Here is a 25,707-nt window from a genome sequence, read left to right on the forward strand (position 1 = left end):
GACCCCTCTCCTTCCACGCGCCCGCAACCCCTCCCACCCATGGAGCCTGAGGGTTCCTCGCCACGCCGGTGGCTGGCCGCGCTGGCGCGGCAAACCATCGTCACCGGGGCGAGCCTGATCACCGGCCTGCGCTCCCTGTGGAGCCGCACAGGCCCCACGGCCAACCAGACCGTGTACTTCGCCAACCACACCAGCCATGGCGACTTCGTGCTGCTCTGGGCCGCCCTGCCGCCCGACCTGCGCACGCTCACCCGCCCCGTGGCCGGTGAGGACTACTGGAACACGTCGGCCCTGCGCCGCTTCATCGGCCGCGACGTGTTCAACGCCCTCATGATCCGGCGCGACGCCAGCGCGGGCGGCCCCGGCAGCGGCGACCCGCTGGCGCAGATGGGCGCCGCGCTCACCGCCGGCGACTCGCTCATCCTCTTTCCCGAAGGCACGCGCAACACCGGCGAAGCGGTGCTGCTGCCGCTCAAGAGCGGCATCTACCACCTTGCCCGCTCCTTCGGCCATGTGCGCTTCGTGCCCGTGTGGATCGAAAACCTGAAACGCGTGTTGCCCAAAGGCGCGCTGCTGCCTGTGCCGCTGGCCTGCAGCGTGCGCTTCGGCGAGCCGTTGGAACTGATCCCCCAGGAAGACAAACAGCAATTCCTGCAACGCGCGCGCCAGGCCCTGCTGGATCTGCGACCCGAATACGACCGCGAGGCCGACCCCGCACCCCCGGCGCCACCCTCAGCGCCCGCGAACCGCGACACCCAGACACCCGGGAGCGGCGCATGAACGCAGGCGCTTTCTTTCACCTCTTCACCCCCACGGGCTGGTTGTTCGTTGGCGTCACCGGCGTGCTCGTGCTCGCCTCCAGCATCGCCGCCGTGCTCAAGTGGCGCGTGGCCCACGGCGCGCCGCACGCCGTCATCGACAACCTGAGCTCGCGCATCAACGCCTGGTGGGTCATGGTGGGCGCCATCGGCATCGCCTTCCTGTTCGGCAAGAACGGCGTGGTGGCGCTGTTCTTCCTGATCTCGTTCCACGCGCTGCGCGAATTCCTGAGCCTGGCCTACACCCGGCGCGGCGACCACACCGCCATGGCCGCGGCCTTCTACGTGGCCCTGCCCATGCAGTACTTCCTCGTGTGGACCGAGTGGTACGGCATGTACTCCATCTTCATCCCGGTCTACGCCTTCCTGCTGCTGCCCATCCTGGCGGCCACGGGCGGCGACACCCAGCGATTCCTGGAGCGCGCCTCCAAAGTGCAGTGGGGCCTGATGGTCAGCGTGTTCTGCATCAGCCACGTGCCCGCCCTGCTCACGCTGCCCGTGACCGGCTTTGAAGGCAAGAACATGCTGCTCATTGCCTTCCTGGTGATCGTGGTGCAGGGCAGCGACGTGCTTCAGTACATCTGGGGCAAGCTGCTGGGCAAACACAAAGTGGCGCCCGTGCTGTCGCCCTCCAAGACCTGGGAAGGCCTCATCGGCGGCGTGGCCAGCGCCACCCTGCTGGGCGCCGCACTTCACGGCATCACGCCCTTTTCACCGCTGCAGGCGGCCGGCATGGCGCTGCTGATCTGCCTCATGGGCTTCTTCGGTGGGCTGGTCATGTCCGCCATCAAACGCGACCGTGGCGTGAAAGACTGGGGCAGCATGATCGAAGGCCACGGCGGCATGCTCGACCGCACCGATTCCGTGATCTTCGCCGCCCCGGTGTTTTTTCATGCGGTGCGGTATTGGTGGGTGCCTTGACGTGTCTGGCCGGTGATTGGTGAAAACCGCAGTCCTTCCTGCTGGCCGCTGCGTCAATCGGGGCGCAGGGCCACGACTTCGCCCGTGTTGCTGCGCTTGATGTAGACCGCCTCGTTGTTGGCCCTGGTTTCCAGGCAGCCAGAGGGTGCACGGTTCCACTCGGTGCACAGTTGTTCGCCCTTGACCGACCACTTGCCGGTGTCGCTGAAACCGGTGCCGGTGTTCAGGAAGACATAGCCGTTGGCCTTGTACTCCAGGCGCCAGGTGGCGCCGTCCGTCAGCTTGGCCTTGTAGACCTTGCCGGCCATGCGCTGCTGGAGCGCATCCGCAGGGAGAACCGCCGAGTCGGCCGGGAACTCGGTGGGCATGGCGCTCTGGGCCATGGCTGACAGTGGCAAGAGCAACAGCAACAAGGACAACGGTGCACGCATGGAAACCTCCGGAGGGGTGGTCAAAGAAGGGCTCAGGGTACGTGCAAGGCGGACGGACATCAAGCGCTCCATGGCGTTGCACTGCCACCGGCAGGCCTCACATGAAGGATGCCCGTCTTGGTATCGAATAACGAGACTTTCAGTGGGTCAATGTGCATCTGGCCCATCAATTCAGCCCAAAGAATAGTGCTGCCCGCTGACCATCCGCCCCATGTTCAACAACCCACCGAGGTTTCACATGGCAAGCACCCGTTCCCCCCTCATCGTGATGCGCGACACCCGCGCCTGGCAGCTCCAGGTGTGGGTGTCGTTCGGACTGGCGGTCTTTCTCTGTGCCACCGGTCTGGCTTACCTGCCGGGGCAGGCGCTGGACCGCGCGTTCATGGTGATGGGCTATGTGTTTTGCCTGTCCACGGTGTTTGTGTTGTCCAAGGCGGTGCGCGACACGCAGAAGGCCAGCCTCACGGGTGAGGCCGAGACGCCGATGTGGCGCTTCGTGGTCTGGGGTGGTTTTGGTGTGGCGATGGGGCTCACGCTATGGGGCCTGCTGCGCATGCAGATCGATCAGACCTACAAGGCCTACCTGGGCGTGAGCTGGCTGTATCTCGTGACCTCGGCGTTCACGCTGGCCAAGACGCTGCGCGACCGCCACGAGGCGGAGCTCGCCGAGGCGCATGTCGCGGGCCGTCAGCAGGTGCTGGCCGAACGCTCGGTGGCAGCTGCTCAGGCGGTTGCCTGAAGCGGCCGCTCTTTCTCCCTCCTTCTTTTGACCCGGTTTCCTTTTTCAGGAGCAATGACATGACACGTACTTTTCTGACCAAGACCTTTCTCGCCGCCGGCCTGGCGCTGGCTTTGGTCGCCGGCCCGGCGCGGGCGCAGAGCGAGGCTTCGCTGGTGCTCTCGGCTTTGCCGGTCGCCTCGGTGGTGGGTGTGGCGGGCAGTGCCGCGGCGGGCGCGGTGGCGGTGAGCGCGCTGCCGGTGGCGCTCACGGTGAGTGGCGCGGTGCTGGTCGTGAAAACGGTGGAGGTGTCGGCGCGTGGCACGGTGATCGTGCTGGAGCGGGCGTCCGACGGCGCGCGGGCCAGTGTGGAGCTGACGGGGCGCGCAGCCTCGGGCTTGGCGGCCAGTGCGGGCACGGCGGTGGCGGTGAGCGTGATCGGCACGGGCGTGCTGCTCTCGGCGGCGGGCGAGGTGCTGTGCTTCATCCCCAACGAGATGGGGCGCGCTCTTCTCCACAACGAAAGAATCACGTACTGACCCCCGCAGCGCCTGCGGCGCTTCCCCCCTTTCAGGGGGCAACACCAGCGGCCCGGCAAAGCCGGTTCCGCGGTGTTTCCCGGTTGGGGCTTCCTCATTCGAGGCGTATCTCCTTTTTGCGAGGCATCTGATGAAAACCTTTTTGAGATTGTGGGTCGTGTCCTGCGGGTCGGCACTTCTGCTGATGGCGCCCACCGCGCACGCCGGCCGCTCCTGTGAGCAGCGGCCGCTGACGCCGCTGACGCTGACGCATGGCCTGGCGCTGGCGCAGCAGACGGCGCAGGCGCTGGACGCGGAGTTCGCCCGCAGCGGCGCACGCGTGGTGGTGCTGGGCCGCGCGGGGCAGGACCTGGGCAAGTACCAGCTGCGTTATTCGCACCTGGGCTGGGCCTACAAGACGGCCGAGGGGCCGTGGCGCGTGCTGCACAAGCTCAACCAGTGCGGCACCGGCACCGGTTCGATCTACCGCCAGGGCCTGGGCGAGTTTTTCCTGGACGATCTCTGGCGGCACGAGGCGGTGTGGTCGGTGCCCGCGCCCGCGTTGCAGGCGCCACTGCTCGCGCTGCTGACCGACCCGGCGCGCAGCCTGCGCCTGCATCAGCGCGACTACAACATGGTGTCTTACGCCTGGGGCACGCGTTACCAGCAGTCCAACCAGTGGGCGCTGGAGACGATGGCGATGGCGGCCGAGCCGGGCGTCACCAGCCGCGCACAGGCGCAGGCCTGGCTGGGTTTCAAGGGTTACCAGCCGAGCACGCTGCGCCTGGGCGCGCTGACCCGGTTGGGTGCGAGCGCCAGCTCGGCGCACATCCGCTTCGACGACCACCCGAATGACAAGCGCTTCTCCGACCGCATCGAAACCGTGACGGTGGACTCGGTGCTCGACTGGCTGGCGCGCACCGGCCTCGGCTCTGCGCCGCAGCGGATTGTGCTGTGAGCGGGTTCACAATGCCTTTGATCAATTTGTCTTGGAGGGAAAGAACATGAGCAAGACCCTGCGCCTGTCCGAAAACTGGTTCCACCGTGGCCTCTGGCTGGTGGCGTTCCTGTTTGCGTGGTTCCTGACCGGGCTGGGCAGCACCATCGTGGGCGATCTGCCGCAGGTGGAGCAGACCCGCTCGCTCGAAGACTTCATGGACCCGCAGCGCACGCCCGTGCTCAAAGCGTCCATCAAGACCGCCGAGCGCACGGCCGAAGAGGCGCAGGCCGCGCTGGACCAGGCGCAGCTCAAGCTGCAGACCGCGCGCGCCGACAACCGCGCCGCGCGCGAGACCTTCGACAACTGGCTGGCCACACGCCGCGTGACGCAGCGCGCCGAGCAGGACGAAGAGGTCTTGCAGCGCACGCGTGAACTCGACGGTCTGCGGCAGGCCGAGCGCAGCGCGTTGACGGCCGTGGAAAAGCAGCAGCAGGTCGCGCTCGACGCGCGCCAGACGCAGCAGCGCGCGCAGGCCGAATTGCGCACCCTTGAAGATGCGGCCCGTGACTCGTTTGTCGAGGCCCAGCGCGCGCAGGAACTGCGTGTGTTCGGCTATCGGCTGGCGCTCACGCTGCCCTTGTTGGTGCTGGCGGGGTACCTGTTCAAGAAGCACCGCAAGGGCTCGTCGTGGCCCTTCGTGTGGGGCTTCATCTTCTTCGCGCTCTTCGCGTTTTTCGTCGAGCTGGTGCCCTACCTGCCGAGCTACGGCGGCTATGTGCGCTACATCGTCGGCATCGTGCTCACGGTGATCGGCGGGCGCTACGCGATCCAGGCGCTGCAGCGTTACCTGGAGCGGCAGAAGCTCGCCGAGGCGCAACCGGCCCAGACGCGCCAGCGCGAGATGGACTACGACCAGGCGCAGGCGCGCATGACGAAGAACATCTGCCCGGGCTGCGAGCGCACGGTGGACATGAAGGACGGCAAGACCGACTTCTGCCCGCATTGCGGCCTGTGCCTGTTCGACCATTGCGGGCACTGCAGCACGCGCAAGAACGCGTTTGCGCGCTACTGTTTCTCGTGCGGGGCGTCGGCGAAGGAGCCGCCGTCTGAGCCGGGGAGCGCTTCGGCGGACCTGCCGCCGAAGGCGCCCGAGGGGGCGGCGGCCGCCTGAGGGCCGCGCCCCGGCGGGGCCGGTTTATTCGGCCGCTGCGCCGTCGATCTCGGGGTGGGCGCTGCGGAACTGCGCCACGTCGCGGATGTTCTTCTGCACCGCGACCGCGCCGAACAGCGCCAGCAGGAAGGCCATCGCGTAGAAGCCTTTTTCGCTGGCGGCCAGCGTCGCGTTCCACAGGCCCACCGTCAGCAAGATCACCGAGATGCCCAGCGACACCCAGCACAGGCCGTAGTAGATGCCGGTGACCGGAATGCCCTCGATGCGGTCGCGCACCGACTTCTGCAGCGACACGGCGGAGAACAGGCCGTACATCAGCAGCGTGAAGTAGTAGCCCTTCTCGTTGAGCAACATCTGTGCGTTCCACAGGCCCATGAGATAGACCACGGCCCCGACCAGCAAGGCGGCCCAGGAGGCTCCGATGAAGGCGCTGGTGGGGCGCTGGGCGACATGGGCGGGAGCGGTCATGGAGTCCTCCGGGGGTGGTTGTGGTGGGCCGGACTTTACCGGAAGCCTGTCACCTTTTGTTGCTCCTCCCGCACCAGCCGCGCCATCGCCCACAGGCCCAGCGCCGGGCCGATCGCCAGCCACGGCAGCAGCGCGCCCAGGCTCACGGTTTGCGCCAGCGAGACAAACAGCAGGATGCTCACGATGGACAGCGCAAAACCCAGGCTGTTGGTGAGCGTGAGCACGCTGCCCACGGCCTGCGGCGGGGCGTTGCGTGCGGTGAGCGTGGAGAACTGCGGCGAGTCGCCCGAGACCGTGATGCCCCAGAGCACCAGCCAGGCGTAGAACCACGGCGCGGCGGCGTCGATCAGGAACGGTGTGGCCAGGCAGCAGAGCCCGCTGGTGGCGAGCTGCGCCGCCGCCACGCGCGCGCTGCCCCAGCGCTGCGCCACCCAGCCGCCGCCCGCGCAGCCGATCACGCCCGCGCCCAGCACCCAGAACGCTGCCCACGAGAGTTCGGTGCCCTGCAGCCGCGTGGCCAGCACCAGCGGCACCATGACCCACATGGTGTACAGCTCCCACATGTGGCCGAAGTAGCCCAGCACCGAAGCGCGCACGCGGCCGTCGGTCCAAACGGTGCCGAGCGCGCGCCATTGCAATGTGGTCACGCGGGCCTGTGCGTGCGGCGGGTCGCTGGTGCCGACAAACAGCAGCAGGCCACCGGCTGCCGCGAGCGCGGCCACGCCGAGCATGAGCGTGGGCCAAGGCAGGGCGCCGCTGAGCGCGCGCAGTGCGTGGGCGCTGGCCGAGCCCAGCACCAGCGCGCCGATCAGCAGGCCGAGCGCGGCACCCAGGCCTCTGGAGTACCACTGCGCAGCGATCTTCATGCCCACCGGGTAGATGCCGGCGAGAAACACGCCGGTGAGAAAGCGCCAGGCCAACAGGGCTTCGTAGTGCGTGACCATGGCCCAGGCGCCCACCGTGCAGGCCGCGCCCGCGAGCGCGCAGAACAGGAACACGCGGCGCGGCGCGAAGCGGTCGGCGATGGCGAGCAGGGCGAAGACCAGCGTGCCGACGATGAAGCCGAACTGCAGCGACGACGTGAGCGGGCCGATGGCCGAAGCCGGCCAGCCCAGCTCGCGCTGCAGGTCCGGCATGACCGCGTTGACCGCGAACCAGAGAGACGTGCCAGCGAACTGCGCGAGCACCAACACGGGCAGGATGTGGCGGGGAACTGGGGACTGCGTCATGGCGCGCAGCTTAAACGGGCACTGGAACGGGCGCCTGCCGCGCAGGCGTCAGACGCCGCGCGCCCGGTCGGCCTTGAACTGCGCGCGGAAGGCCTCGAAGCGCCCGGCGTCCAGCGCCTCGCGCACCTCGCGCATGAGGTTCAGGTAGTAGTGCAGGTTGTGGATGGTCGAGAGCATGGGCCCGAGCATTTCGCCGCAGCGGTCCAGGTGGTGCAGGTAGGCGCGGCTGAAACCGTCGCGTCCGCCATCGTCCCAGCTCACACCGGCGCGGCCCGCGCAGGCGTGGCAGGTGCAGGTGGCGTCCAGCGGCTGGTGGTCGGTCTTGTGGCGCGCGTTGCGGATCTTCAGGTCGCCGAAGCGGGTGAACAGCGTGCCGTTGCGCGCGTTGCGCGTGGGCATGACGCAGTCGAACATGTCCACGCCGTCGGCCACGCCTTGCACCAGGTCTTCGGGCGTGCCCACGCCCATGAGGTAACGCGGTTTGTGGGCGGGCAGGCGGTGCGGCGTGTGCGCCATGATCTGCAGCATCTGTTCCTTGGGCTCGCCCACGCTCACGCCGCCAATGGCGTAACCGGGGAAGTCCATCTCCACCAGCGCTTCCAGCGACTCCTGGCGCAGGTGCTCGAACATGCCGCCCTGCACGATGCCAAACAGCGCGTTGGGGTTCTCCAGCCGCGCGAATTCGTCCTTGGAACGGACGGCCCAGCGGCGGCTCATCTCCATGCTCTTGCGCGCCTCGGCCTCGGTGGTGAGGTGGCCGTTGGTCTCGTAGGGTGTGCATTCGTCGAGCTGCATGACGATGTCGCTGTTGAGCCCGGTCTGGATCTGCATGCTGACCTCGGGCGACATGAACAGCTTGTCCCCGTTGACGGGCGATGCAAACGTCACACCCTCTTCGGTGATCTTGCGCATGGCGCCCAGGCTCCAGACCTGGAAGCCGCCCGAGTCGGTGAGGATGGGCATGTGCCATTGCTCGAAAGCGTGCAGGCCGCCGAAGCTGGCCATCACCTCTCGGCCCGGGCGCATCCAGAGGTGAAAGGTGTTGCCCAGGATGATCTGGGCGCCCATGTCTTCGAGGCTGGCGGGCATCACGCCCTTGACCGTGCCGTAGGTGCCCACCGGCATGAAGATGGGGGTCTCGACCACGCCGTGGTTGAGGGTGAGGCGGCCACGGCGCGCGTGGCCTTCGGTCTTGAGCAGGTCGAACTGGAGCATGGGGCGATTGTCGCCGAGCGACGATGCAACGGCCCGGTGGTCTGCGGCGCCGGGCCGCGACCGGTCAGGAGGGGCGCACGTCGGGGCGCGGGGCGCTGGAGGGCCACAGCACCGTCGCGATCGCCAACATGACCAGCGCCACGGCGGTCCAGTCCTGCCAGTGCAGCACCTCGCCCAGCCACCACGCGCCGCTGAACACGCCGAGCACCGGGATGAACATCACCGACAGGGTGGACGCGATGGGCGGCAGGTCGCGCGCGAGCATCAGCCAGGCCACCTGCGCGAACGCGAACACGCCCAGCGCGTTGTAGACGATGGCGCCCCAGACCGGTGGCGTGGGCCAGACCCAGGCGTCGCGCTCGAACAGGATCGCGATCGCCGTCATCCACACGGCGGTGATCACCGTCATCCAGAACGAGATCGCCAGCGTCGGGTGCGGGATGCGCGTGCGGCGGATCTGTTGTGTGCCCAGCGCCCAGGTGGCGGCGGCCACCAGCATCATGCCCACGCCCAGCGGCTTGCCCGAGAGCGTGGTGATTTCGTGCCAGAGCAGCAGCACCACGCCCAGCGCAGCGGCGGCCACGCCGAACCAGGCGCGGCCCGCGAGCCGCTGGCCGAACCAGGCGGCGCCGATCAGCGCCGAGAACACCGGCATGGTGTAGCCCAGGATGGCCGCGCGCCCGCTGGAGAGCGACTGGATCGCGAGGATCGCCAGCGTGTGCCAGAACAGCATGTTGAAGACCGTGAGCACCGCCAGCTCGCGCCAGTGTTCGCGCCCGATGCGAAACGGCACCTTGCGCCACACCAGGAACAGCGCCAGCACCGGCAGGCCGAGCCACATGCAGATGCTGCGAAAGCTCAGGGGTGGGAAACCGGTGACGCCGAACTTCATGATCGGCCAGTTGATGCCCCAGACGATGGTGAGCAGGACGAGCAGGATCAGTTGCTGGCGGGACAGGGCGTGCATGCGCGCGATCTTAGGGGCGTTTCCATGGAAAGGCCGTCGCGCGCTCAAACGTAAAATTGAGGCCATGACCTTTCTCGACATGCTGCGTGGCGCCGAGCGCCAGAACCGTTCCCTGCTCTGCGTCGGCCTGGACCCCGATCCGGCCAAGTTCCCTGCCGGCATGAAGGGCGACGCCTCGCGCATCTACGACTTCTGCGCGGCCATCGTCGAGGCCACGGCCGACACCGTGATCGCCTTCAAGCCGCAGATCGCCTACTTCGCGGCCCACCGCGCCGAAGACCAGCTGGAGCGCCTGATGGCGCACATGAAGCGCGTGGCGCCGCAAGTGCCCGTGATCCTCGACGCCAAGCGCGGCGACATCGGCAGCACGGCCGAGCAGTACGCCATCGAGGCCTTCGAGCGCTACGGCGCCGACGCCGTCACGCTCTCGCCTTTCATGGGCTGGGACTCGGTGCAGCCCTACCTCAAGTACCACGGCAAGGGCGCCTTCCTGCTCTGCCGCACCTCCAACCCCGGCGGTGACGACCTGCAGAACCAGCGCCTCGCCACGGTGGAGGGCCAGCCGCGGCTGTACGAACACGTGGCCCGCCTGGCGCAAGGCCCCTGGAACCTGAACGGCCAGCTCGGCCTGGTGGTGGGCGCCACCTACCCGGAAGAAATCGAGCGCGTGCGCGAACTGGCCCCGACGCTGCCGCTGCTGATCCCCGGCGTGGGCGCGCAGGGCGGCGACGCGGTCGCGACCATCCGCGCGGGCTACCGCACCCAGGGCGGCGAGACCACCGGGCCGGTGATCGTGAACTCCTCGCGCGCCGTGCTGTACGCCTCCAGCGGCGAGGACTTCGCTGCGGCGGCGCGCGCCGAGGCGCTGCGCACGCGCAGCGTGCTGGAAGCCGCCCGGGGCTGAGCGGCCTGCCCGCAGGAGACAGCCGGAAGGCTGGGTGACATCTACGATAGGGTTTTGATCGAGAGGCCAACCATGCTGCTGCGGACACCCTCCCAATACACACCGTGGAACCGGCTTTGCCGGGCCACAGGTGGGGTCCCCCTTACGGGGGGAAGACGCGAAGCGGCGCAGGGGGGTAGCTGTGCTTGATCTCTACACCGCTGCCACGCCCAACGGCCACAAGGTGTCCATCGCGCTCGAAGAGCTGGCCCTGCCTTACGAACTGAAGGTGCTGGACCTGTCGAAGCACGAGCAGAAGACGCCGGCCTTCCTCGCCATCAACCCCAACGGCCGCATCCCGGCCATCGTCGACCGCGAGGCCGATGACTTCGCGGTATTCGAGTCGGGGGCCATCCTCATCTACCTGGCCGAGAAAACCGGGCGCCTCATGCCCACCGACGCCAAGGGCCGTTCGCGGGTGCTGCAGTGGCTGATGTTCCAGATGGGCGGCATCGGTCCCATGATGGGCCAGGCCAATGTGTTCTTTCGCTACTTCCCCGAGAAAATCCCGGCCGCCATCGACCGCTATCAAGGTGAGTGCAAGCGCCTGTTCCGTGTGCTCGACGGCCACCTGGCGGACCACGAATACCTGGCGGGCGACTACTCCATCGCCGACATCGCCAACTGGGCCTGGGTGCGCACGCACCGCTGGTCGGGCGTGGAGATGGACGATCTGCCGCACCTCAAACGCTGGCGCGACGCGATCCGCCAGCGCCCGGCGGCGCAGCGCGGCATCGAGCGGCCGCCGTCCAGGGTGGATCTCACGCGCGATGGCGACGCTGGCGTGCAGAAGTTCGCCGAAGAAGCGCGGCGCATGGTGGAAACCGGCCAGAGCCTGAAGGGGGGCTCGGCATGAAGCTCTTTGTGGCGCCCCGGGCGCCCAACCCGCGCCGGGTGCTGATGTTTCTGGTGGAGAAGGGCATCAATGGCCTGGACCTGGTGAACGTGGACCTCAACGGCGGCGAGCACAAGACTGAGGCGTTTCGCGCCAAAAGCCCGCTGGCCCGCATCCCGGCGCTGGAACTCGACGACGGGCGCGTGCTGACCGAGACCCGGGCGATCTGCACTTACATGGAAGGCCGCCACCCGGAGCCCAACCTCATGGGCGTGGACGCCACCGAGCGCGCCTTCATCGAGATGGCCGACCGGCGCATCGAGTGGTACGTCCTGCTGCCGGTCGGCAACTGCGTGCGCCACACCCACCCCGGTCTGGCGGCGCTGGAGCAGCCGCAGTTTCCCGATTTCGGCCGTTCGCAGGGCGAGAAGCTGCGCGAAACCGTGGCCTGGCTCGACGCCGAGCTGCAGCGCCAGCCCTGGGTCGCCGGCGAGCGCTTCACCATCGCCGACATCACGCTGTTCTGCGCCCTGGAGTTCGCCCGTCTGATGCGCTTCAACGCCGGCGAGCAGGGCTTCGCCGCGCTGCAGACCTGGCGCGACCGCGTGGCGGAACGGCCGAGCGCGCGGACCTGACCCGGTCGCTGGTTTACCCGCCCCGGAGGCCGGGTAGCACGTCGGTATGATCCGCCGATGCCCAAGATCTGCCACGCTTTCATTTGTGCCGCGTCCGCCGCCGTCCTGCTGCCAGGTGGGGCGCAGGCCGCGGAGGCCTCGTTCGGCGACCAGCAGGACGACTACCTCATTGGCGCCTCCGTCGTCAACGGCAACTCGCACATCGGGACCGCGCAGGGCTCGACCACCGATCTCAAGCCGCTGTGGGCGTTCCAGCTGGGCCCATTGAGGGTGTCGCGCTCCCGCGCCAGCGCCCTGATGAGCGTGGGGCGCGAGGCGCTGGAAACCGGTCTGTCGACCGAGTTCAAACCGACGGAAGACGTCAGCCTCAGCGTGTCGCTGCGGCTGGACAACGGCCGCAGTTTCGAAGCCGATCCGCTGTTGCGTGGTCTGCCTGACATCGGCACCACGGTGCGCGCCCGGCTGTCCGCGCGGCGTGCCCTCGGGCCGCGCTGGAGCTGGAGCATGAACACCGACCACGACCTGCTCGGTCGCGGCGGTGGCCTGCGGCTGGGCACCGGTGTCAACTACGCCTACCCCTATTCCGAAGACACGCAGTTGGATTTTTCGCTCGGCACCGGCCTGGGCAATGCCCGCTACATGCAGACCCACTACGGCATTTCCCTCGAGGGTGCGCAGGCGACCGGTCGCGACACCTACCAGCTGAGCGGTGGCCTCGAAAACCTGCGCGCGGGCCTCAATTTCTCCACCGCGCTGGGTGACCATTGGGTGGCCTTCGGCGGGCTGGAGATGTCGCGCATCCTCGGTCGCGCCGCGCGCAGCCCCCTCGTGGGCCGCCTGGCGACGCACAGCGTGACCATCGGGATCGCGTACCGCAGCCGTTGAGTCCGGGTTTCACGGGGGGGCTGGTTACCTTCGGTTGCGGTGTGCGCGCGGTGTTGGCGCACACTACGGGCATCCTCACCCGACGGTTCATCGCACCATGCCCACCCTGTCCACCTCCCTTCTTCGCGCCCTGATCCTTGGCCTGGCCCTGGGCACCGCGCTGCACGGCGCCCAGGCCGCCAAACCCGACTGGGCGGAAGGTGGTCAGAGTGGCAAGGGCCATGGCAAGCAGGGCAAGGGCGACAAGCCGCCGAAGATCAAACACCCACCGGTGGCTCGCGTGATCACGCCGACGGTCACGATCCAGATCGGCGGCTACTTCAACGAACCGCAGCGCCAGGCCACCCGGGCCTACTACGAGCCGCGCGTGCGCAGCGGCAAGTGCCCGCCCGGCCTGGCCAAGAAGCAGAACGGCTGCATGCCCCCGGGCCAGGCCTGGAAGTGGCGCCGCGGCCAACCGCTGCCTCCCTCTGTCGTTTATTACGCGGTGCCGGCGGCGGTGCAGGTGCAACTGGGGCTGCCGCCCTCCGGTCACAAGTTCGTGCGCGTGGCCACCGACATCCTGCTGATCGCCGTGGGAACCGGCATGGTGATCGACGCCATCGAGGACCTGGGCGGCCTGTGAACGCCGTCCAGACCCGCCGACAGCGGACCTGAACGCCGGGCTCGCTCAGCGGCCCAGCAGCCGCGCCAGATAGCGCCCTGTGTGGCTTTCGCCGTTGGCGGCGATGTCTTCCGGCGTGCCCACGCCCACCACGGTGCCGCCGCCCGAGCCGCCTTCGGGGCCCATGTCGATGAGCCAGTCGGCGGTCTTGATCACGTCGAGGTTGTGCTCGATCACGACGATGGTGTTGCCCGCGTCGCGCAGCTGGTGCAGCACCTTCAGCAGCAGCTCGATGTCGGCGAAGTGCAGGCCGGTGGTGGGCTCGTCCAGGATGTAGAGCGTGCGGCCGGTGTCGCGTTTGCTCAGCTCCAGCGCGAGCTTGACGCGCTGCGCCTCGCCGCCCGAGAGCGTGGTCGCGCTCTGGCCGAGCTGGATGTAGGTGAGGCCCACGTCCATCAGCGTCTGCAGCTTGCGGTGCAGCGTGGGCACGGCGGTGAAGAAGGCGTGGGCCTGCTCGACCGTCATGTCCAGGATCTGCGCGATGTTCTTGCCCTTGTATTGCACGTCCAGCGTTTCGCGGTTGTAGCGCTGGCCGCTGCACACCTCGCAAGGCACGTAGACGTCGGGCAGGAAGTGCATCTCCACCTTGACCACGCCGTCGCCCTGGCAGGCCTCGCAGCGACCGCCGGCCACGTTGAAGCTGAAGCGGCCCGGGCCGTAACCGCGTTCTTTCGCGGTGGGCATTTCGGCCATCAGTTCGCGGATGCCGGTGAAGAGGCCGGTGTAGGTGGCCGGGTTGCTGCGCGGCGTGCGGCCGATCGGCGATTGATCGACGTTGATGACCTTGTCGAAGTGTTCGATGCCTTCGATGGCCTCGTGTTCGGCCGGCTCTTCGTGCGAGCGGTAGAGCGTGCGCGAGACGGCGGCGTAGAGCGTGTCGTTCACCAGGGTCGATTTGCCCGAGCCCGAGACGCCGGTCACGCAGGTCAGCAGGCCCACCGGGAAAGCCACGCTCACGCCCTGGAGGTTGTGGCCGGTGGCATTGACGACGCGGATTTCCTGCAGCTCGCCCAGCGAGGCCAGGTGGGCCGCTTCGCGCGCGCTGCGGCGCTCGGCCGCGGGGCTCATGGGAAAGCGCGACTTGATCGGCGCGGCCTTGGCCGCGGCGGCGGCCTTGTTCACCGGCAGCCAGGGCGTGCGCCGCGAGGGCACGGCGATCTCGCGCGCGCCGCTGAGGTACTGGCCCGTCAGTGAGCCGGGCGTGGCCATCACCTCGGCGCAGGTGCCCTGCGCCATCACGTGGCCGCCGTGCACGCCCGCGCCGGGGCCCATGTCGATCACGTGGTCGGCGCAACGGATCATGTCCTCGTCGTGCTCCACCACCAGCACCGTGTTGCCCAGGTCGCGCAGGTGCTGCAGGGTGGTGATGAGGCGGTCGTTGTCGCGCTGGTGCAGGCCGATGCTGGGCTCGTCGAGCACGTACATCACGCCGGTCAGGCCGCTGCCGATCTGGCTCGCCAGCCGGATGCGCTGCGCTTCGCCGCCCGAGAGCGTGTCGGCGCTGCGGTCCAGGCTCAGGTAGTTCAGGCCCACGTCGTTCAGGAACTTCAGGCGCTGGCGGATCTCGTTGATCACGCGCGCGGCGATGTCGCCCTTGGCGCCGGGCAGGTGCAGCGCGCTGAAGTAGGCCAGCGACTCGCCGAGCGTGATGTGGCTGATCTTGTAGATGGGCTGCTTCTGCTCGCCCTCGCCCACGAAAACGTGGCGCGCCTCCAGGCGCAGGCGCGTGCCGTTGCACGAGGGGCAGGGCTGGGTGGCGCGGTAGCGGGACAGCTCTTCGCGCACGGCGGCCGAGTCGGTCTCGCGGTAGCGGCGTTCGAAGTTGCGGATGATGCCTTCGAAGGGGTGTTTCTTGCTGATCTTCTTGCCCGCGCGTTCGCCCGATTCGAGCGCGTAGCTGAACTTGATCTCTTCTTCGCCAGAGCCGTAGAGCAGCACCTGCTGCACCGCTTCGGGCAGCGATTCCCAGGCCGCTTCGGCGTCGAACTTGTAGTGCGCCGCGATGCTCTCGATCATGGCGAAGTAGTAGCCATTGCGCCGGTCCCAGCCCTTGATGGCGCCGCTGGCCAGGCTGAGCGTGGGGAAGGCGACCACGCGCTCGGGATCGAACACCTCGGTGTGGCCCAGGCCGTCGCAGCTGGGGCAGGCACCCATGGGCGAGTTGAACGAAAAGAGCCGCGGCTCCAGCTCGCCCACGGTGTAGCTGCAGACCGGGCAGGCGAACTTGGCGGAGAAGCCGTGTTCGGCGCCGCCGTCCATTTCGACCGCGATGGCGCGGCCTTCGGCCAGTCGCAGCGCAGCCTCGAAGCTCTCGGCGAGCCGCTGTCGCAGTGGGTTCACACCTTCGTCGGCCGCGTCGGTGCGCACCTTGATGCGGTCGATCACGACGTCGATGTTGTGTTTCTCGGTCTTCTTCAGCGCCGGCAGGGCATCGAAGTCCAGCACCTCGCCGTTGATGCGGAAGCGCACGTAGCCCTGGGCCTGCATGTCGGCGAACAGCTCCAGGAACTCGCCCTTTTTCTCGCGCGCCACCGGCGCCAGGATCATCAGCCGCGTGTCGGGCGGCAGCGCCAGCACGGCGTCCACCATCTGCGCCACGCTCTGCGAGGCCAGCGGCAGGTCGTGCTCGGGGCAGTGCGGCGTGCCGGCGCGGGCGTACAACAAGCGCAGATAGTCGTGGATCTCGGTCACCGTGCCCACGGTGGAGCGCGGGTTGTGGCTGGTGGCCTTCTGCTCGATGGCGATCGCCGGCGACAGGCCTTCGATCAGGTCCACGTCGGGCTTGTCCATCAGCTGCAGAAACTGCCGCGCGTAGGCCGAGAGGCTCTCCACATAACGGCGCTGGCCTTCGGCGTACAGGGTGTCAAACGCCAGGCTCGATTTGCCCGAGCCCGACAAGCCCGTGATCACCACCAGCGCGTGCTTGGGGATGTCGAGGTCGATGTTCTTCAGGTTGTGCGTGCGCGCGCCGCGCACCGAAAGCGTGGCCGCGGTGCGCAGGGCCGCGGCGTGGGCGGGGCTGAGCGGGGTGGGCATCTCCAGCGCGGGGCCGGTCAGCGGGGTCGGGTTCTGGTTCAAGGCGGTGCACCAGTGGCGGGTTTCTGGCGTCAAAAAGGCAACCCGACATGATACGGCCGGACCGCCAGCGGGGTGCACCTGCGGCACCGGGTGGCGTCAAGGCATGACGGGAATCAACCCCCGAGCAGCGAAGCGCAACCGGAATGTGTTTTTCGGGCGGATTGGGCGTACTGTGCAAGCTCCGGTGACCACATCAAGGACGGTTCTCCATGGATTTCCTGGACTGGGTGCGCGGCCCGCTGCTGGCGCTGTCTCTTTTTGTCTTTGTCGCGGGCGTCGCCTGGCGCTTGCTGGCGCTGCGGCGCCTGCCCGGCTCGCCCGCACCCGCCGGGCCCGAACGCCAGCACTTCGGCACGGGCGCGGCTTTGAGCGCCGCGCTCACGCGCATGCTGCCGCGCGGCGGGTTTCACCCGAGCGCCACGCTCGTCAACCTGAATCCCTATGTGTTCCACATCGGGCTTGCGGTGGTGTTCTTCGGCTACGCGCCCCACATCGCTTTCGTCCGCCGCCTGACCGGTCTGTGGTGGCCCGCCTTTCCCGACGCCGTGATGTACGTCGCGGCGGGCGCCAGCATCATCTCTTTGCTGGTGGCCCTGCTGTTCCGCCTGACCGATCCGGTGCTGAAACGGATCTCGACCGCCGACGACTGGATCACCTGGGTGCTCACGTTCCTGCCCTTCTTCACCGGCATGGCGGTGATCGGCGATCCGTCCGCGACCATCCTGGCGCGCGACCACGTGATCTACCGGGACCCGCTGGCGGTGCACCTGCTGACGCTGGAGCTGCTGCTGATCTGGTTTCCGTTCGGCAAGCTGATGCACGCGTTCCTGTTCCTGCCGGCGCGCATGCAGCTGGCCACGTTCTTTGGCCGTCGCGGGGTGCGCTCATGATCAACATGGATGTGTTTCATGGCTTTCTGCAAGCCATCCACCACCTGCCGGAGATGGCGCAGCCCGATGCGCTGACCGACGCCGAGCGCCTGGGCCGCGCCAAGACGGTGATGCGCGCCAAGACCGACCGCGGTCTGGCGCTGGACCTGGAGGCCTGCGTGAACTGTGGCTACTGTTCGGAAGCCTGCCACTTCTACCAGAGCACCCAGGACCCGAAATACAGCCCCAGCCGCAAGCTGGACCTGCTGCGCCGGGTGCACGCGCGCGAAACCTCGGCCTTTGCGCCACTCAAGCGCCTGTTCCTGGCCGACATCACGCTCGACGATCTCAAGGAGTGGCAGGAACTGGTCTACGACTCATGCACGGAGTGCGGGCGCTGCAGCATGATCTGCCCGATGGGCGTCAACACCGCGCGCGGTGTGAACGTGATGCGCGAAGCGCTGTTCGAGGCCGGGCTGGCCCCACTGGAGTTGACGGCGGTGGCGCAGGAACAGGCCGGCCGGGGCACGGTGTTCGGCGTCGGCCCCAACGAGCTCCGGCAAACGCTGGACCTGCTGCGCGCCCAGGGCATCACGGTTCCTCTGGACGAACCGCAGGCCGACCTGATGCTCGTGACCACGGTGATCGACGTGCTGCTGTACCAGGATGCGCTGGCCGCCACGGCGCGCATCCTCAACCACCTGGGCATTCGAGGGACCTTGCGCAGCGCGGGTTTTGAAGCGGCGAACTTCGGTCTGCTCTCCGGCAGCGAATCGCTGCAGAAGGCGGCCAGCCAACGCCTGATCGATGAGGCGCTGGCCATTGGCGCCAAGACCGTCATCCTGCCGGAGTGCGGGCACGCGTACCCGGCGCTGCGCTGGGAAGCGCGGCTCGCCAACGGCCAGCCGCTGCCCTTCGAGGTGCTGGCGGCGTCCGAATTCGTGGGGCGCGAAATCACTGCCGGGCGTTTGCAGCTGCAGCCACCCGAAGACCCCAGCCGCAAGATCACCTACCACGACGCCTGCAAGCTGGCCCGGCACGGCGGCGTGGTGGACGAGCCGCGCGCGGCGCTCAAAGCCCTGGGCATGGACCTGCGGGAAACCACGCCCACGGCCGAGCAGAACTGGTGTTGTGGCGGTGGCGCGGGCGTGTTCCTGATCAACCGCGCGGAGGGTTTGCGGCACAAGGCCTGGGGCATCAAGCGCGAGCAGATCGACGCCACGGGGGCCGACACGGTGGTGGTGTCCTGCGGCAGTTGCCGACTGAACGTGATGGCGGGCGCCGAAGCCGACGCCTGGCCCACCACCATTGAAAGCGTGGTTGAAATGGTGGCCCGGCAGTTGCCGGAATGATATTTCCCACGCCTTGTTCCGGGGACTGCCGGCCCAGGCCGGTGCCGACCCACCACCAGCGTGTGGCAGGGCCTTTGACGCACAATACCGGTTGGCCCCAACACCCCCGGCGTCAGGCAGGCGATCCTGCCTGACGCGTGCTTCTTGATCGTGTCTTCAACGTCCGCTCCCCCCGTTTCCAGCGATGCTCCCGCCCTCGATGCCAACCGCATGACGGGTGAGGAGCGGCGCGCCAGCGGTGCGCTGGCCCTGGTGTTTGCGCTGCGCATGCTGGGCCTGTTCATCGTGCTGCCGGTGTTCGCACTCGAAGCCGCGCGCCTGCCCGGCGGCGACGACCCGGCCCGTGTCGGTTTTGCCATGGGCCTGTACGGGCTGACGCAGGCGTTTCTGCAGATTCCCTTCGGCATCGCCTCCGACCGCTTTGGCCGCAAGCCCACCATCGTGGCCGGCCTGTTGCTGTTCGCAGCGGGCAGCGCCATCGCAGCCTGGGCGCCCGACCTCACCTGGCTGGCCATCGGGCGCGCGGTGCAGGGTGCGGGCGCCATTTCGGCCGCGGTCACCGCCTTCCTCGCCGACGTCACGCGCGACAGCGTGCGCACCAAGGCGATGGCCATGGTGGGCGCGAGCATCGCGCTGATGTTCGCGCTCTCGCTGGTCATCGCGCCGCTGCTGGCGGGCTGGGTGGGCTTGTCGGGCATCTTCCTCATGACCTGCGCGCTGGCGCTGCTGGGCATCGCCGTGGTGCTGTGGGTGGCGCCGCCGGAACCGCGCGTGCACCGGCCGTCCGACATGCAGCAGGTGCGTGGCGGGCTGGGCGAGGTGCTGCGCCACGCCGGGCTGCTGCGGCTGAACCTGGGCGTTTTCGTGCTGCACGCGGTGCAGCTCGCCATGTGGATGGCGCTGCCCGCGATGCTGGTGCAGGCCGGGCTGGCCAAAGCCGACCACTGGCAGGTGTACCTGCCGGCGGTGCTGGCCTCGCTGCTGGTCATGGGCGGCGTGCTGTTCCCCATGGAGCGCAAGGGTCGGCTGCGCGTGGCCTTCCTGGTCTCCATCGGGCTGATCCTCGCGGTGCAGGTGGGCTTGTGGGCGGTGGCGGACGCGCAGCCGGGGCTGTGGACACTGGGTGGCCTGCTGTTTGTGTTCTTCATCGGCTTCAACATGATGGAAGCCAGCCAGCCCAGCCTGGTGTCCAAACTGGCGCCAGCGCACGCGCGCGGCGCGGCGCTGGGCGTTTACAACACGCTGCAGTCGGTGGGCTTTTTTGTCGGCGGCGCGGTGGGCGGCTGGCTGGCCCGCGCGCACGGTCCGAGCGGCCTGTTTGCCGCCTGCGCGGTGGCCTCGCTGGTCTGGCTGGTGGTGGCCTGGCCGATGCGGGCGCCAGCGCCTGCCGCGTCAGCGCGGCGCTGATCCGGCGGCCGGCGGGCTCTCCAGCGGCACATGCCCGCTGTGGGTGCCGTCCATGGGTGCCCCGCGCAGCGAACGCATCATCAGAATGGACATGGTGCTGTAGAGCGGCCGGCTGATCATGCGCGAGACCAGGCTGGAGAGCAGCGCACAGGTGATCAGGCTGAGCACCATGCTGTGGCCGTCGGTCATCTCCATCACGATGATCATGGCCGTGATCGGGGTCTGCGTCACCGCCGCCAGAAAGCCGCACATGCCCAGCGCGATGAGGGCTGGCGCGTGCGGCGAGTCGAACAGCCAGGCCACGTCGGCGCCCAGCCCCGCACCGATCGACAGGCTGGGGCCGAACATGCCGGCGGGCACCCCGGCCCAGGACGACAGCCACGACGCGATGAATTTCAGTCCGGTGAACACCAGCGGGCGGTGGTGTTCGCCACCGTCGGGCGCCAGCAGCGCGTGGGTGTTGTGGTGGCCCACGCCCACGGCATCGCCCTGGGTGATCACCGCGATCACCGCCACGACCAACCCGCACCCGGCCGCGAAGATCACCGGTCGTTTGCGCCGGTAGGCACAGAAGCGGTCGGGCAGGCCGGTGAACGAGGCCAGCAGCAGGCGCGACATCAACCCGCCGAGCAGGCCGCTGGCCACCGACACCACCAGCGCCGGCCCGATCAACACCCACCAGGACAGGTTCTCGGCCCGCACACGACCGAAGTACGAGAGGTTGCCGAAGGCCGAGACCGACACCAGGCCGCCCACCACGATGGCGGCCAGCATCAGGCCGCTGCTGCGATCCTGCAGGCGGCGCGACAGCTCCTCGATGGCGAACACGATGCCGCCCAGCGGCGTGTTGAAGGCGGCGGCGATGCCGACAGCGCCGCCCGCCACCAGCAGTTCGCGAGTGCTGATGTCGGTCTTGGGGGACAGCCAGCGTTTGGCGTGCAGCATCACGCCGGCGGCGATCTGCACGGAAGGGCCCTGCCGGCCGATCGACAGACCCGCCAGCAAGCCGCCCGAAACCGCCACGATCTTGACCATGGACAGCTTCAGCGAGACAAACCGGGAACGGCTGGCGATGGGGGTCTCTGGCGCCAGCGCCGTGAGCACCTGCGGCACGCCCGAGCCGGCCGTGCCCGGCGCCCAGCGCCGCACCGACCAGACGATCAGCGCGGTGAGCGCCGGTGTCCATAGCAGTGGCGCCCACCAGGCCGAACTGCGCAGGCCCTGGTAGAGGTCAAAGGCCGCGTCAGCCAGCAGCGTGAACACGACGATGGACAGGCCCGCGAGCACCGCGTAGACGATCACGATGGTCCGGTCCAGCCACTGCCGCCCGTCGCCGATCTCGTTGCGCACGTTCTGCAGGAAGTCCGGTTCGCCTTTCATCGGAGTGCAGTGTAGGGGCTGGTGAGTCCCAAAGACCATCGGCCGGCGGATGATTGGGCCGGAACGCCACTTGCGGCACAATGGTTGACCTTTTTGCGGCCCGGGTTCCCGGCGCCGCCCGCTTACTCCCCCCAGGGCACACACATGGCATCCGTCAATAAAGTCATCCTCGTCGGCAACTGCGGCCGCGACCCCGAAATCCGTTACCTGCCCTCGGGCCAGGCCGTGGCCAACGTGAGCGTGGCCACCTCCAGCCGCCGCAAGGACAAGAACAGCGGCGAGACCATCGAAGACACCCAGTGGCACCGCGTCACTTTCTACGACCGCCTGGCCGAGATCGCCGGTGAGTACGTGAAGAAGGGCCGCCCGATCTATGTCGAAGGCCGCCTGAAGTACGGCACCTACGTGGACAAGGCCACCGGCGTGGAAAAGAACACCGTGGACATCATCGCCACCGAGCTGCAGCTGCTGGGCGGCCGCGAAGGCATGGGCGGTGGTGAAGAGGGCGGCGCAGGCGGCGGTGGGTACAGCCGTCCGGCTGCGGCCCCGCGTCAGGCCCCTGCCGCACGCCCGGCCCCCGCGCCCGCCCCGGCGGCGGCCCGCCCGGCCAGCGGCTTCGACGACATGGACGACGACATTCCGTTCTGAGGAACCGGTCCCTGACGCCACGTCTTCCATCCCGGACGTGGCCTTCACAACCCGCCGGGCGCCCAGCCCGGCGGGTTTTCTTTTTTTGAGCCACGGCCCGCAGCGGCGCGCCACCAGGTTTCGGCACAATCGCCGCATGGAACCCAACCCCTACCCGTTGCCCGCCGGTGACCCGCAGCGTGAGCTGCTGCACAACGAGGTGCATGCCCGCCCGCCCGCGCGGGTGCACCTGCCCGCCCTGGTGGTGTTTGTGGCGGTGTTCAACGAAGGGGTCACGCGCGAGCAGGAGTGTGCGCACCTGAGCCGACTGCCCGGACAGCAGGCACTCACACCCGAACAGCTGCAAGGCAACTTCCTGCGCCTGCGCCTGCCCGGCTACACGCTCAAGTGGGAGCGCCACACCGAGTTCACCCGGTATTCGCTGGTGCAGCCGCTGCCCGATGCCGCGCAGCTGGGCTCGCGCGATCCCGAGCTGCTCTCGCACATCGTGCTGCCGCCCGACTGGATCGCCGGCATTCCGGGGCGAACCTTCGCCGCCATCAAACTGGTCATGCTGCACGGCGACCTGCAACACCCGCAGGAGACCCTGGCGCTGGCGCGCACCTGGCTGGGCGAGCACACGGTGGTGGCCTCGCTCATGGGGAACAACGCCCATTCGATGGTGGTCACCGACTTCATGCTGCGCGAGTCGGGCTACGAGCGCATGCTGGTGGTGGCGCCGACCGACACCACCGAAACCCGGGCCGGCCGCATCTCGCAGCGCCTGCTGGAGATCGAGACCTACCGCCTCATGGCCTTGCGCGGGCTGCCGGTGGCCAAGCAGCTGGGCGCACTGCTGACTCGCTCCGAACAGCAGCTCGCCGACATCACCGCCCAGATGGAGAACAAGAGCGCCACCGACCAGGCCCTGCTCGACGCGCTGGTGTCGCTGGCCGCGGGCGTGGAGCGGGCCACCGCCCAACACGCCTATCGTTTCTCCGCCACGCAGGCCTACGACACGCTGGTGGGCCAGCGCATTGCGGAGATCCGGGAACAACCGATCCCGGGCACACAGACCATCGGCGAATTCATGCAGCGCCGGCTCTCGCCGGCCATCGCCACCGTCACCGCCACCGCGCAACGCCTGGCTTCATTGTCCGAGCGCATCACGCGCACCAGCGCCCTGCTGCGCACGCGGGTGGACATCGCCACCGAGGAGCAGAACCAGCAGCTGCTGGCCAAGCTCACCAAGGGGCAGGAGCTGCAGCTCAGGCTGCAAAGCACGGTGGAAGGCCTGTCGATCGCGGCGATCTCGTACTACGTGATCAGCCTGATCCTCTACCTGGGCAAGGCGGGCAAAGAAGCGGGCCTGCCCATCAAGCCCGAGTTGCTGGCCGGCGTCATGATCCCGCTGGTGCTGTGGGCGGTGTGGCGCACCACCAGGAAGATCCACGAGAAGCTGCACGCGGGGCATTGACCCCCCCCCCCGCGCCGCCTGACGGCGTCACCCCCCAGGGGGCGGCACTGGCGGCCCGGCGAAGCCGGTTCCGCGGTGCCCTGAGTGAAGGCACCTCGCGCCGGAGGGGAAGTTCAGCCCAGGGTGCGGTGGAACCGGCTCCGCCGGGCCACTCGCATCGCCCCTTGAGGGGCGGAGCGGTTACGCGAAGCGAACAAGCGACGGGGGTGGGTCAAGTGCATCCGTTGTGCAGCTTCCACTGCGCTTCGTGCCCGATTGCCTTGGCAAAGGCGGGCACCTGGCAGCGCTCGGCTTCGGCTGCGCTGGCTTCGCCCGGGGTGGGCTTGAGGCCCATCTCCTCCAGCGTGGCCATCTCGTCAAAGCCGCCCTGCACGGCGCCAGTCTGGTCCACCCAGCCTTTGGCGAGGGTGATCGCTCCCACGAACAGCAGCAGCATGGCAGCCTGCCCGAGGCCCATGCCGAAGCCCTTTGAGGCCGGCATCTCGCACACCCCGCCTGGGCAGAGCTGGGCCTGCTCCTTGTTGAACAGGTTGTACAGCTTGCAGCCCAGGCAGATGCCGAACGCGGTCTCGAAGAACATCAGCGTGAGGCAGCTGGCGCAGACCAGCATGTTCACCGGGCCCATGTAGCGGTTGAACACCATCAGGTAGAGCATGGCGCCACCCAGCAGCAGGCCCAGACCCCAGGCAAAACGCTTCTGCGGCGCGCCGACCCATTCGGGCGTCTGTTTGCGCACGATCCAGCCGCCGACGATCATGCTCGGCGCCCAGCGCGGGTTGATCATGCGCAGCGCCATGTCGATCAGGAACACGATCACGAACAGGCGCGTGGGCTGGTAGTTGGCGGTCAGCAGCGCGTTCATGAACGACACCACGGCCGGGAAAAACAGCAGGCCGGCGGCGGCGCGCACCGTGCGCTCGTTGACCACGCGGATGGGGTAGCCCTCGACGGTTTCGCCGAACTGAAAAATGCGATCCATGCGCGACTCCTAATATAAGTGTGTGGTTGTACATGGATTGAGAGCGCGGCGCCAGCCCGAAGTTTCCCGCCCCTGCGCCGACGGTACGGCCCCCAGCAGCAGCACGCCCGCGCGCGAAGGCGCCACGCGCTGCGGCGCGTGGCGCAGGTGCGGCACACGCTCGCGCTGCCCCGAGAGGCGCGACGGTGACATCGGGCACGGCGAAGTGGTGCGACACCTCGTTGCAACGGCGCACGACCACGCTGCGTTCCCGGATACGCTGGGACCAGTGGGCCGCGGTGGCCGCCAGCGGTATTGCCGTCAAACGCGATGTGCGGTTCAGGCAGGCCTTTGACCATTGGATGGCACCATTCTTCCTATACTCGTTTGGGTCTCCTTGAGAAAACGCAAGTCGCTGCCGAAGCTGCGGATTTGAGAGCATCTAAATGAATCAGACAAACGCCGATCCCGATCAATTGCCCATCGTGCGCGACGAACTCGATGTGCTGGACGACCTGGCGCCTTTGGCCGAGCAACGCATCATCGAACTGGGCTGCGGCGACGCCCGGCTGGCGCGCGCGTTGCTGCTGCGCCATGTGGGCAGCCAGGTGCTGGGGCTGGAGGTGGACGCCGTGCAGCACACCAAAAACGTTTCGAGTCCGCAGGAGCGGCTGTTGTTCGTGGCCGGCAGCGCCGAAGCCGTGCCGTTCCCCGACGCGGTCTTTGACGGCGCGATGATGCTCAAGAGCCTGCACCACGTGCCGCTCGACGGCATGGACGCAGCGGTGGCCGAGGTCGCGCGCGTGGTCAAACCCGGTGGCTGGTTCTACGTGAGCGAGCCGATCTTCGGCGGCGCGCTCAACGAGATCGTTCGCCTCTACAACGACGAGAACACCGTGCGACGGGCCGCGCAGGCCGCGCTGGACCGCGCGCTCGCCGCCGGCACCCACTGGGAGGCTGCGGGCGAGCGGCGTTTCGCGCAGCCCGTGCACTTCAAGGACCGGACCGACTTCGAGCAGCGCATGCTCTACCCCAGTTTCGCCGACCACCACATCACACCCGCGCTGGTTGCGCGTGTGCGCGCCGCGTTCGAGCCGCACTGCGGCCCCGACGGCGCCCACTTCGTGCGGCCCATGCATGTGCGGCTGCTGCGCCGCAAAGTTTGACGGTGCGCCGATGACCGGGCGAATACCCGTGTGAG

Annotated in this window: 25 protein-coding genes; 17 read left to right on the forward strand and 8 right to left on the reverse strand. The window is 68.3% G+C overall.

The features are described from left to right. Window positions 1–39 precede the first annotated feature (39 nt). Entirely contained in the window at window positions 40–780 is a 741-nt protein-coding gene (locus tag IM738_RS23675; protein ID WP_236963464.1) for a lysophospholipid acyltransferase family protein, read from the forward strand. After that, entirely contained in the window at window positions 777–1,739 is a 963-nt protein-coding gene (locus IM738_RS23680; protein ID WP_236963465.1) for a phosphatidate cytidylyltransferase, read from the forward strand. The genes IM738_RS23675 and IM738_RS23680 overlap by 4 nt, the downstream gene beginning before the upstream one ends. 53 nt (window positions 1,740–1,792) lie before the next feature. Here the strand turns inward: IM738_RS23680 and IM738_RS23685 are convergent, their stop codons facing one another. Continuing rightward, the gene (locus IM738_RS23685; RefSeq protein WP_236963466.1) at window positions 1,793–2,170 is read right to left on the reverse strand and encodes a hypothetical protein; all 378 of its coding nucleotides are present in this window, start codon (window positions 2,168–2,170) and stop codon (window positions 1,793–1,795) included. Window positions 2,171–2,408: 238 nt separating this feature from the next. Between IM738_RS23685 and IM738_RS23690 the strand changes: the two genes are divergently transcribed. The 4 genes from IM738_RS23690 to IM738_RS23705 all read left to right on the forward strand — a co-directional run bounded on the left by IM738_RS23690 (window position 2,409) and on the right by IM738_RS23705 (window position 5,517). Then, window positions 2,409–2,909 (forward strand): YiaA/YiaB family inner membrane protein, encoded by a 501-nt coding sequence (locus tag IM738_RS23690; RefSeq protein ID WP_236963467.1) that lies wholly within the window; start codon window positions 2,409–2,411, stop codon window positions 2,907–2,909. Window positions 2,910–2,968: 59 nt separating this feature from the next. After that, complete coding sequence (locus tag IM738_RS23695; RefSeq protein WP_236963468.1) at window positions 2,969–3,427, forward strand: hypothetical protein; 459 nt, start codon at window positions 2,969–2,971, stop codon at window positions 3,425–3,427. A gap of 130 nt (window positions 3,428–3,557) precedes the next feature. Further along, window positions 3,558–4,364, forward strand: coding sequence for a DUF2145 domain-containing protein (locus IM738_RS23700; RefSeq protein ID WP_442908464.1), 807 nt, complete (start codon window positions 3,558–3,560; stop codon window positions 4,362–4,364). A gap of 46 nt (window positions 4,365–4,410) precedes the next feature. Continuing rightward, a complete protein-coding gene (locus tag IM738_RS23705; protein WP_236963469.1) occupies window positions 4,411–5,517 on the forward strand; it encodes a serine endopeptidase in 1,107 nt (368 codons plus the stop codon). Window positions 5,518–5,541: 24 nt separating this feature from the next. Here the strand turns inward: IM738_RS23705 and yiaA are convergent, their stop codons facing one another. The 4 genes from yiaA to IM738_RS23725 form a co-directional block, all read right to left on the reverse strand. Further along, window positions 5,542–5,985, reverse strand: coding sequence for an inner membrane protein YiaA (gene yiaA, locus IM738_RS23710; protein WP_236963470.1), 444 nt, complete (start codon window positions 5,983–5,985; stop codon window positions 5,542–5,544). Between the two features lie 35 nt (window positions 5,986–6,020). Beyond that, window positions 6,021–7,214, reverse strand: a complete 1,194-nt coding sequence (locus tag IM738_RS23715; protein ID WP_236963471.1) for an MFS transporter — start codon at window positions 7,212–7,214, stop codon at window positions 6,021–6,023. Window positions 7,215–7,262: 48 nt separating this feature from the next. Further along, window positions 7,263–8,429, reverse strand: a complete 1,167-nt coding sequence (gene tgt / locus IM738_RS23720) for a tRNA guanosine(34) transglycosylase Tgt (protein WP_236963472.1) — start codon at window positions 8,427–8,429, stop codon at window positions 7,263–7,265. A 64-nt stretch (window positions 8,430–8,493) separates the two neighbouring features. Continuing rightward, window positions 8,494–9,396, reverse strand: a complete 903-nt coding sequence (locus IM738_RS23725; protein WP_236963473.1) for a DMT family transporter — start codon at window positions 9,394–9,396, stop codon at window positions 8,494–8,496. Between the two features lie 64 nt (window positions 9,397–9,460). Here IM738_RS23725 and pyrF point away from each other — a divergent pair, with 64 nt between their 5' ends. The 5 genes from pyrF (at window position 9,461) to IM738_RS23750 (ending at window position 13,319) form a co-directional block, all read left to right on the forward strand. Then, complete coding sequence (gene pyrF / locus IM738_RS23730; RefSeq protein ID WP_236963474.1) at window positions 9,461–10,300, forward strand: orotidine-5'-phosphate decarboxylase; 840 nt, start codon at window positions 9,461–9,463, stop codon at window positions 10,298–10,300. 181 nt (window positions 10,301–10,481) lie between these two features. Continuing rightward, complete coding sequence (locus IM738_RS23735) at window positions 10,482–11,195, forward strand: glutathione S-transferase family protein (protein ID WP_236963475.1); 714 nt, start codon at window positions 10,482–10,484, stop codon at window positions 11,193–11,195. Then, window positions 11,192–11,809: a glutathione S-transferase family protein gene (locus tag IM738_RS23740; RefSeq protein ID WP_236963476.1), complete on the forward strand. Its 618-nt coding sequence runs from the start codon at window positions 11,192–11,194 to the stop codon at window positions 11,807–11,809. The genes IM738_RS23735 and IM738_RS23740 overlap by 4 nt, the downstream gene beginning before the upstream one ends. 57 nt (window positions 11,810–11,866) lie before the next feature. After that, complete coding sequence (locus IM738_RS23745) at window positions 11,867–12,694, forward strand: MipA/OmpV family protein (protein ID WP_236963477.1); 828 nt, start codon at window positions 11,867–11,869, stop codon at window positions 12,692–12,694. 97 nt (window positions 12,695–12,791) lie between these two features. Continuing rightward, complete coding sequence (locus IM738_RS23750) at window positions 12,792–13,319, forward strand: RcnB family protein (RefSeq protein WP_236963478.1); 528 nt, start codon at window positions 12,792–12,794, stop codon at window positions 13,317–13,319. A 45-nt stretch (window positions 13,320–13,364) separates the two neighbouring features. Here IM738_RS23750 and uvrA read toward each other — a convergent pair whose 3' ends face one another. Then, window positions 13,365–16,394: an excinuclease ABC subunit UvrA gene (uvrA, locus tag IM738_RS23755; RefSeq protein ID WP_236966398.1), complete on the reverse strand. Its 3,030-nt coding sequence runs from the start codon at window positions 16,392–16,394 to the stop codon at window positions 13,365–13,367. A 251-nt stretch (window positions 16,395–16,645) separates the two neighbouring features. Here uvrA and IM738_RS23760 point away from each other — a divergent pair, with 251 nt between their 5' ends. From IM738_RS23760 to IM738_RS23770, 3 genes are all read left to right on the forward strand, one after another. After that, window positions 16,646–17,326, forward strand: a complete 681-nt coding sequence (locus IM738_RS23760) for a hypothetical protein (protein ID WP_236963479.1) — start codon at window positions 16,646–16,648, stop codon at window positions 17,324–17,326. Next, window positions 17,323–18,657 carry a (Fe-S)-binding protein gene (locus IM738_RS23765; protein WP_236963480.1) on the forward strand — a complete coding sequence of 445 codons (1,335 nt, stop codon included), beginning with the start codon at window positions 17,323–17,325 and terminating at the stop codon, window positions 18,655–18,657. Before IM738_RS23760 ends, IM738_RS23765 begins: the two co-directional genes overlap by 4 nt. 147 nt (window positions 18,658–18,804) lie before the next feature. After that, window positions 18,805–20,064 (forward strand): MFS transporter, encoded by a 1,260-nt coding sequence (locus tag IM738_RS23770; RefSeq protein ID WP_442908531.1) that lies wholly within the window; start codon window positions 18,805–18,807, stop codon window positions 20,062–20,064. On the opposite strand, the gene IM738_RS23775 is transcribed toward IM738_RS23770, so the two are convergent. Beyond that, the gene (locus IM738_RS23775) at window positions 20,050–21,444 is read right to left on the reverse strand and encodes a chloride channel protein (RefSeq protein WP_236963481.1); all 1,395 of its coding nucleotides are present in this window, start codon (window positions 21,442–21,444) and stop codon (window positions 20,050–20,052) included. The genes IM738_RS23770 and IM738_RS23775 overlap by 15 nt on opposite strands. 144 nt (window positions 21,445–21,588) lie before the next feature. Here IM738_RS23775 and ssb point away from each other — a divergent pair, with 144 nt between their 5' ends. Next, a complete protein-coding gene (gene ssb / locus IM738_RS23780; RefSeq protein WP_236963482.1) occupies window positions 21,589–22,092 on the forward strand; it encodes a single-stranded DNA-binding protein in 504 nt (167 codons plus the stop codon). A gap of 136 nt (window positions 22,093–22,228) precedes the next feature. Then, the gene (locus IM738_RS23785; protein ID WP_236963483.1) at window positions 22,229–23,548 is read left to right on the forward strand and encodes a DUF3422 family protein; all 1,320 of its coding nucleotides are present in this window, start codon (window positions 22,229–22,231) and stop codon (window positions 23,546–23,548) included. A 211-nt stretch (window positions 23,549–23,759) separates the two neighbouring features. Here the strand turns inward: IM738_RS23785 and IM738_RS23790 are convergent, their stop codons facing one another. Then, complete coding sequence (locus IM738_RS23790; RefSeq protein ID WP_236963484.1) at window positions 23,760–24,527, reverse strand: DUF4395 domain-containing protein; 768 nt, start codon at window positions 24,525–24,527, stop codon at window positions 23,760–23,762. A gap of 425 nt (window positions 24,528–24,952) precedes the next feature. On the opposite strand from IM738_RS23790, the gene IM738_RS23795 reads away from it, so the two are divergent. Next, window positions 24,953–25,672 carry a class I SAM-dependent methyltransferase gene (locus IM738_RS23795; RefSeq protein ID WP_236963485.1) on the forward strand — a complete coding sequence of 240 codons (720 nt, stop codon included), beginning with the start codon at window positions 24,953–24,955 and terminating at the stop codon, window positions 25,670–25,672. The last annotated feature ends 35 nt before the right edge of the window (window positions 25,673–25,707 follow it).

Origin of the sequence: Hydrogenophaga sp. SL48, from assembly GCF_021729865.1 — a bacterium.
Classification (GTDB): Bacteria; Pseudomonadota; Gammaproteobacteria; order Burkholderiales; family Burkholderiaceae_C; genus Hydrogenophaga.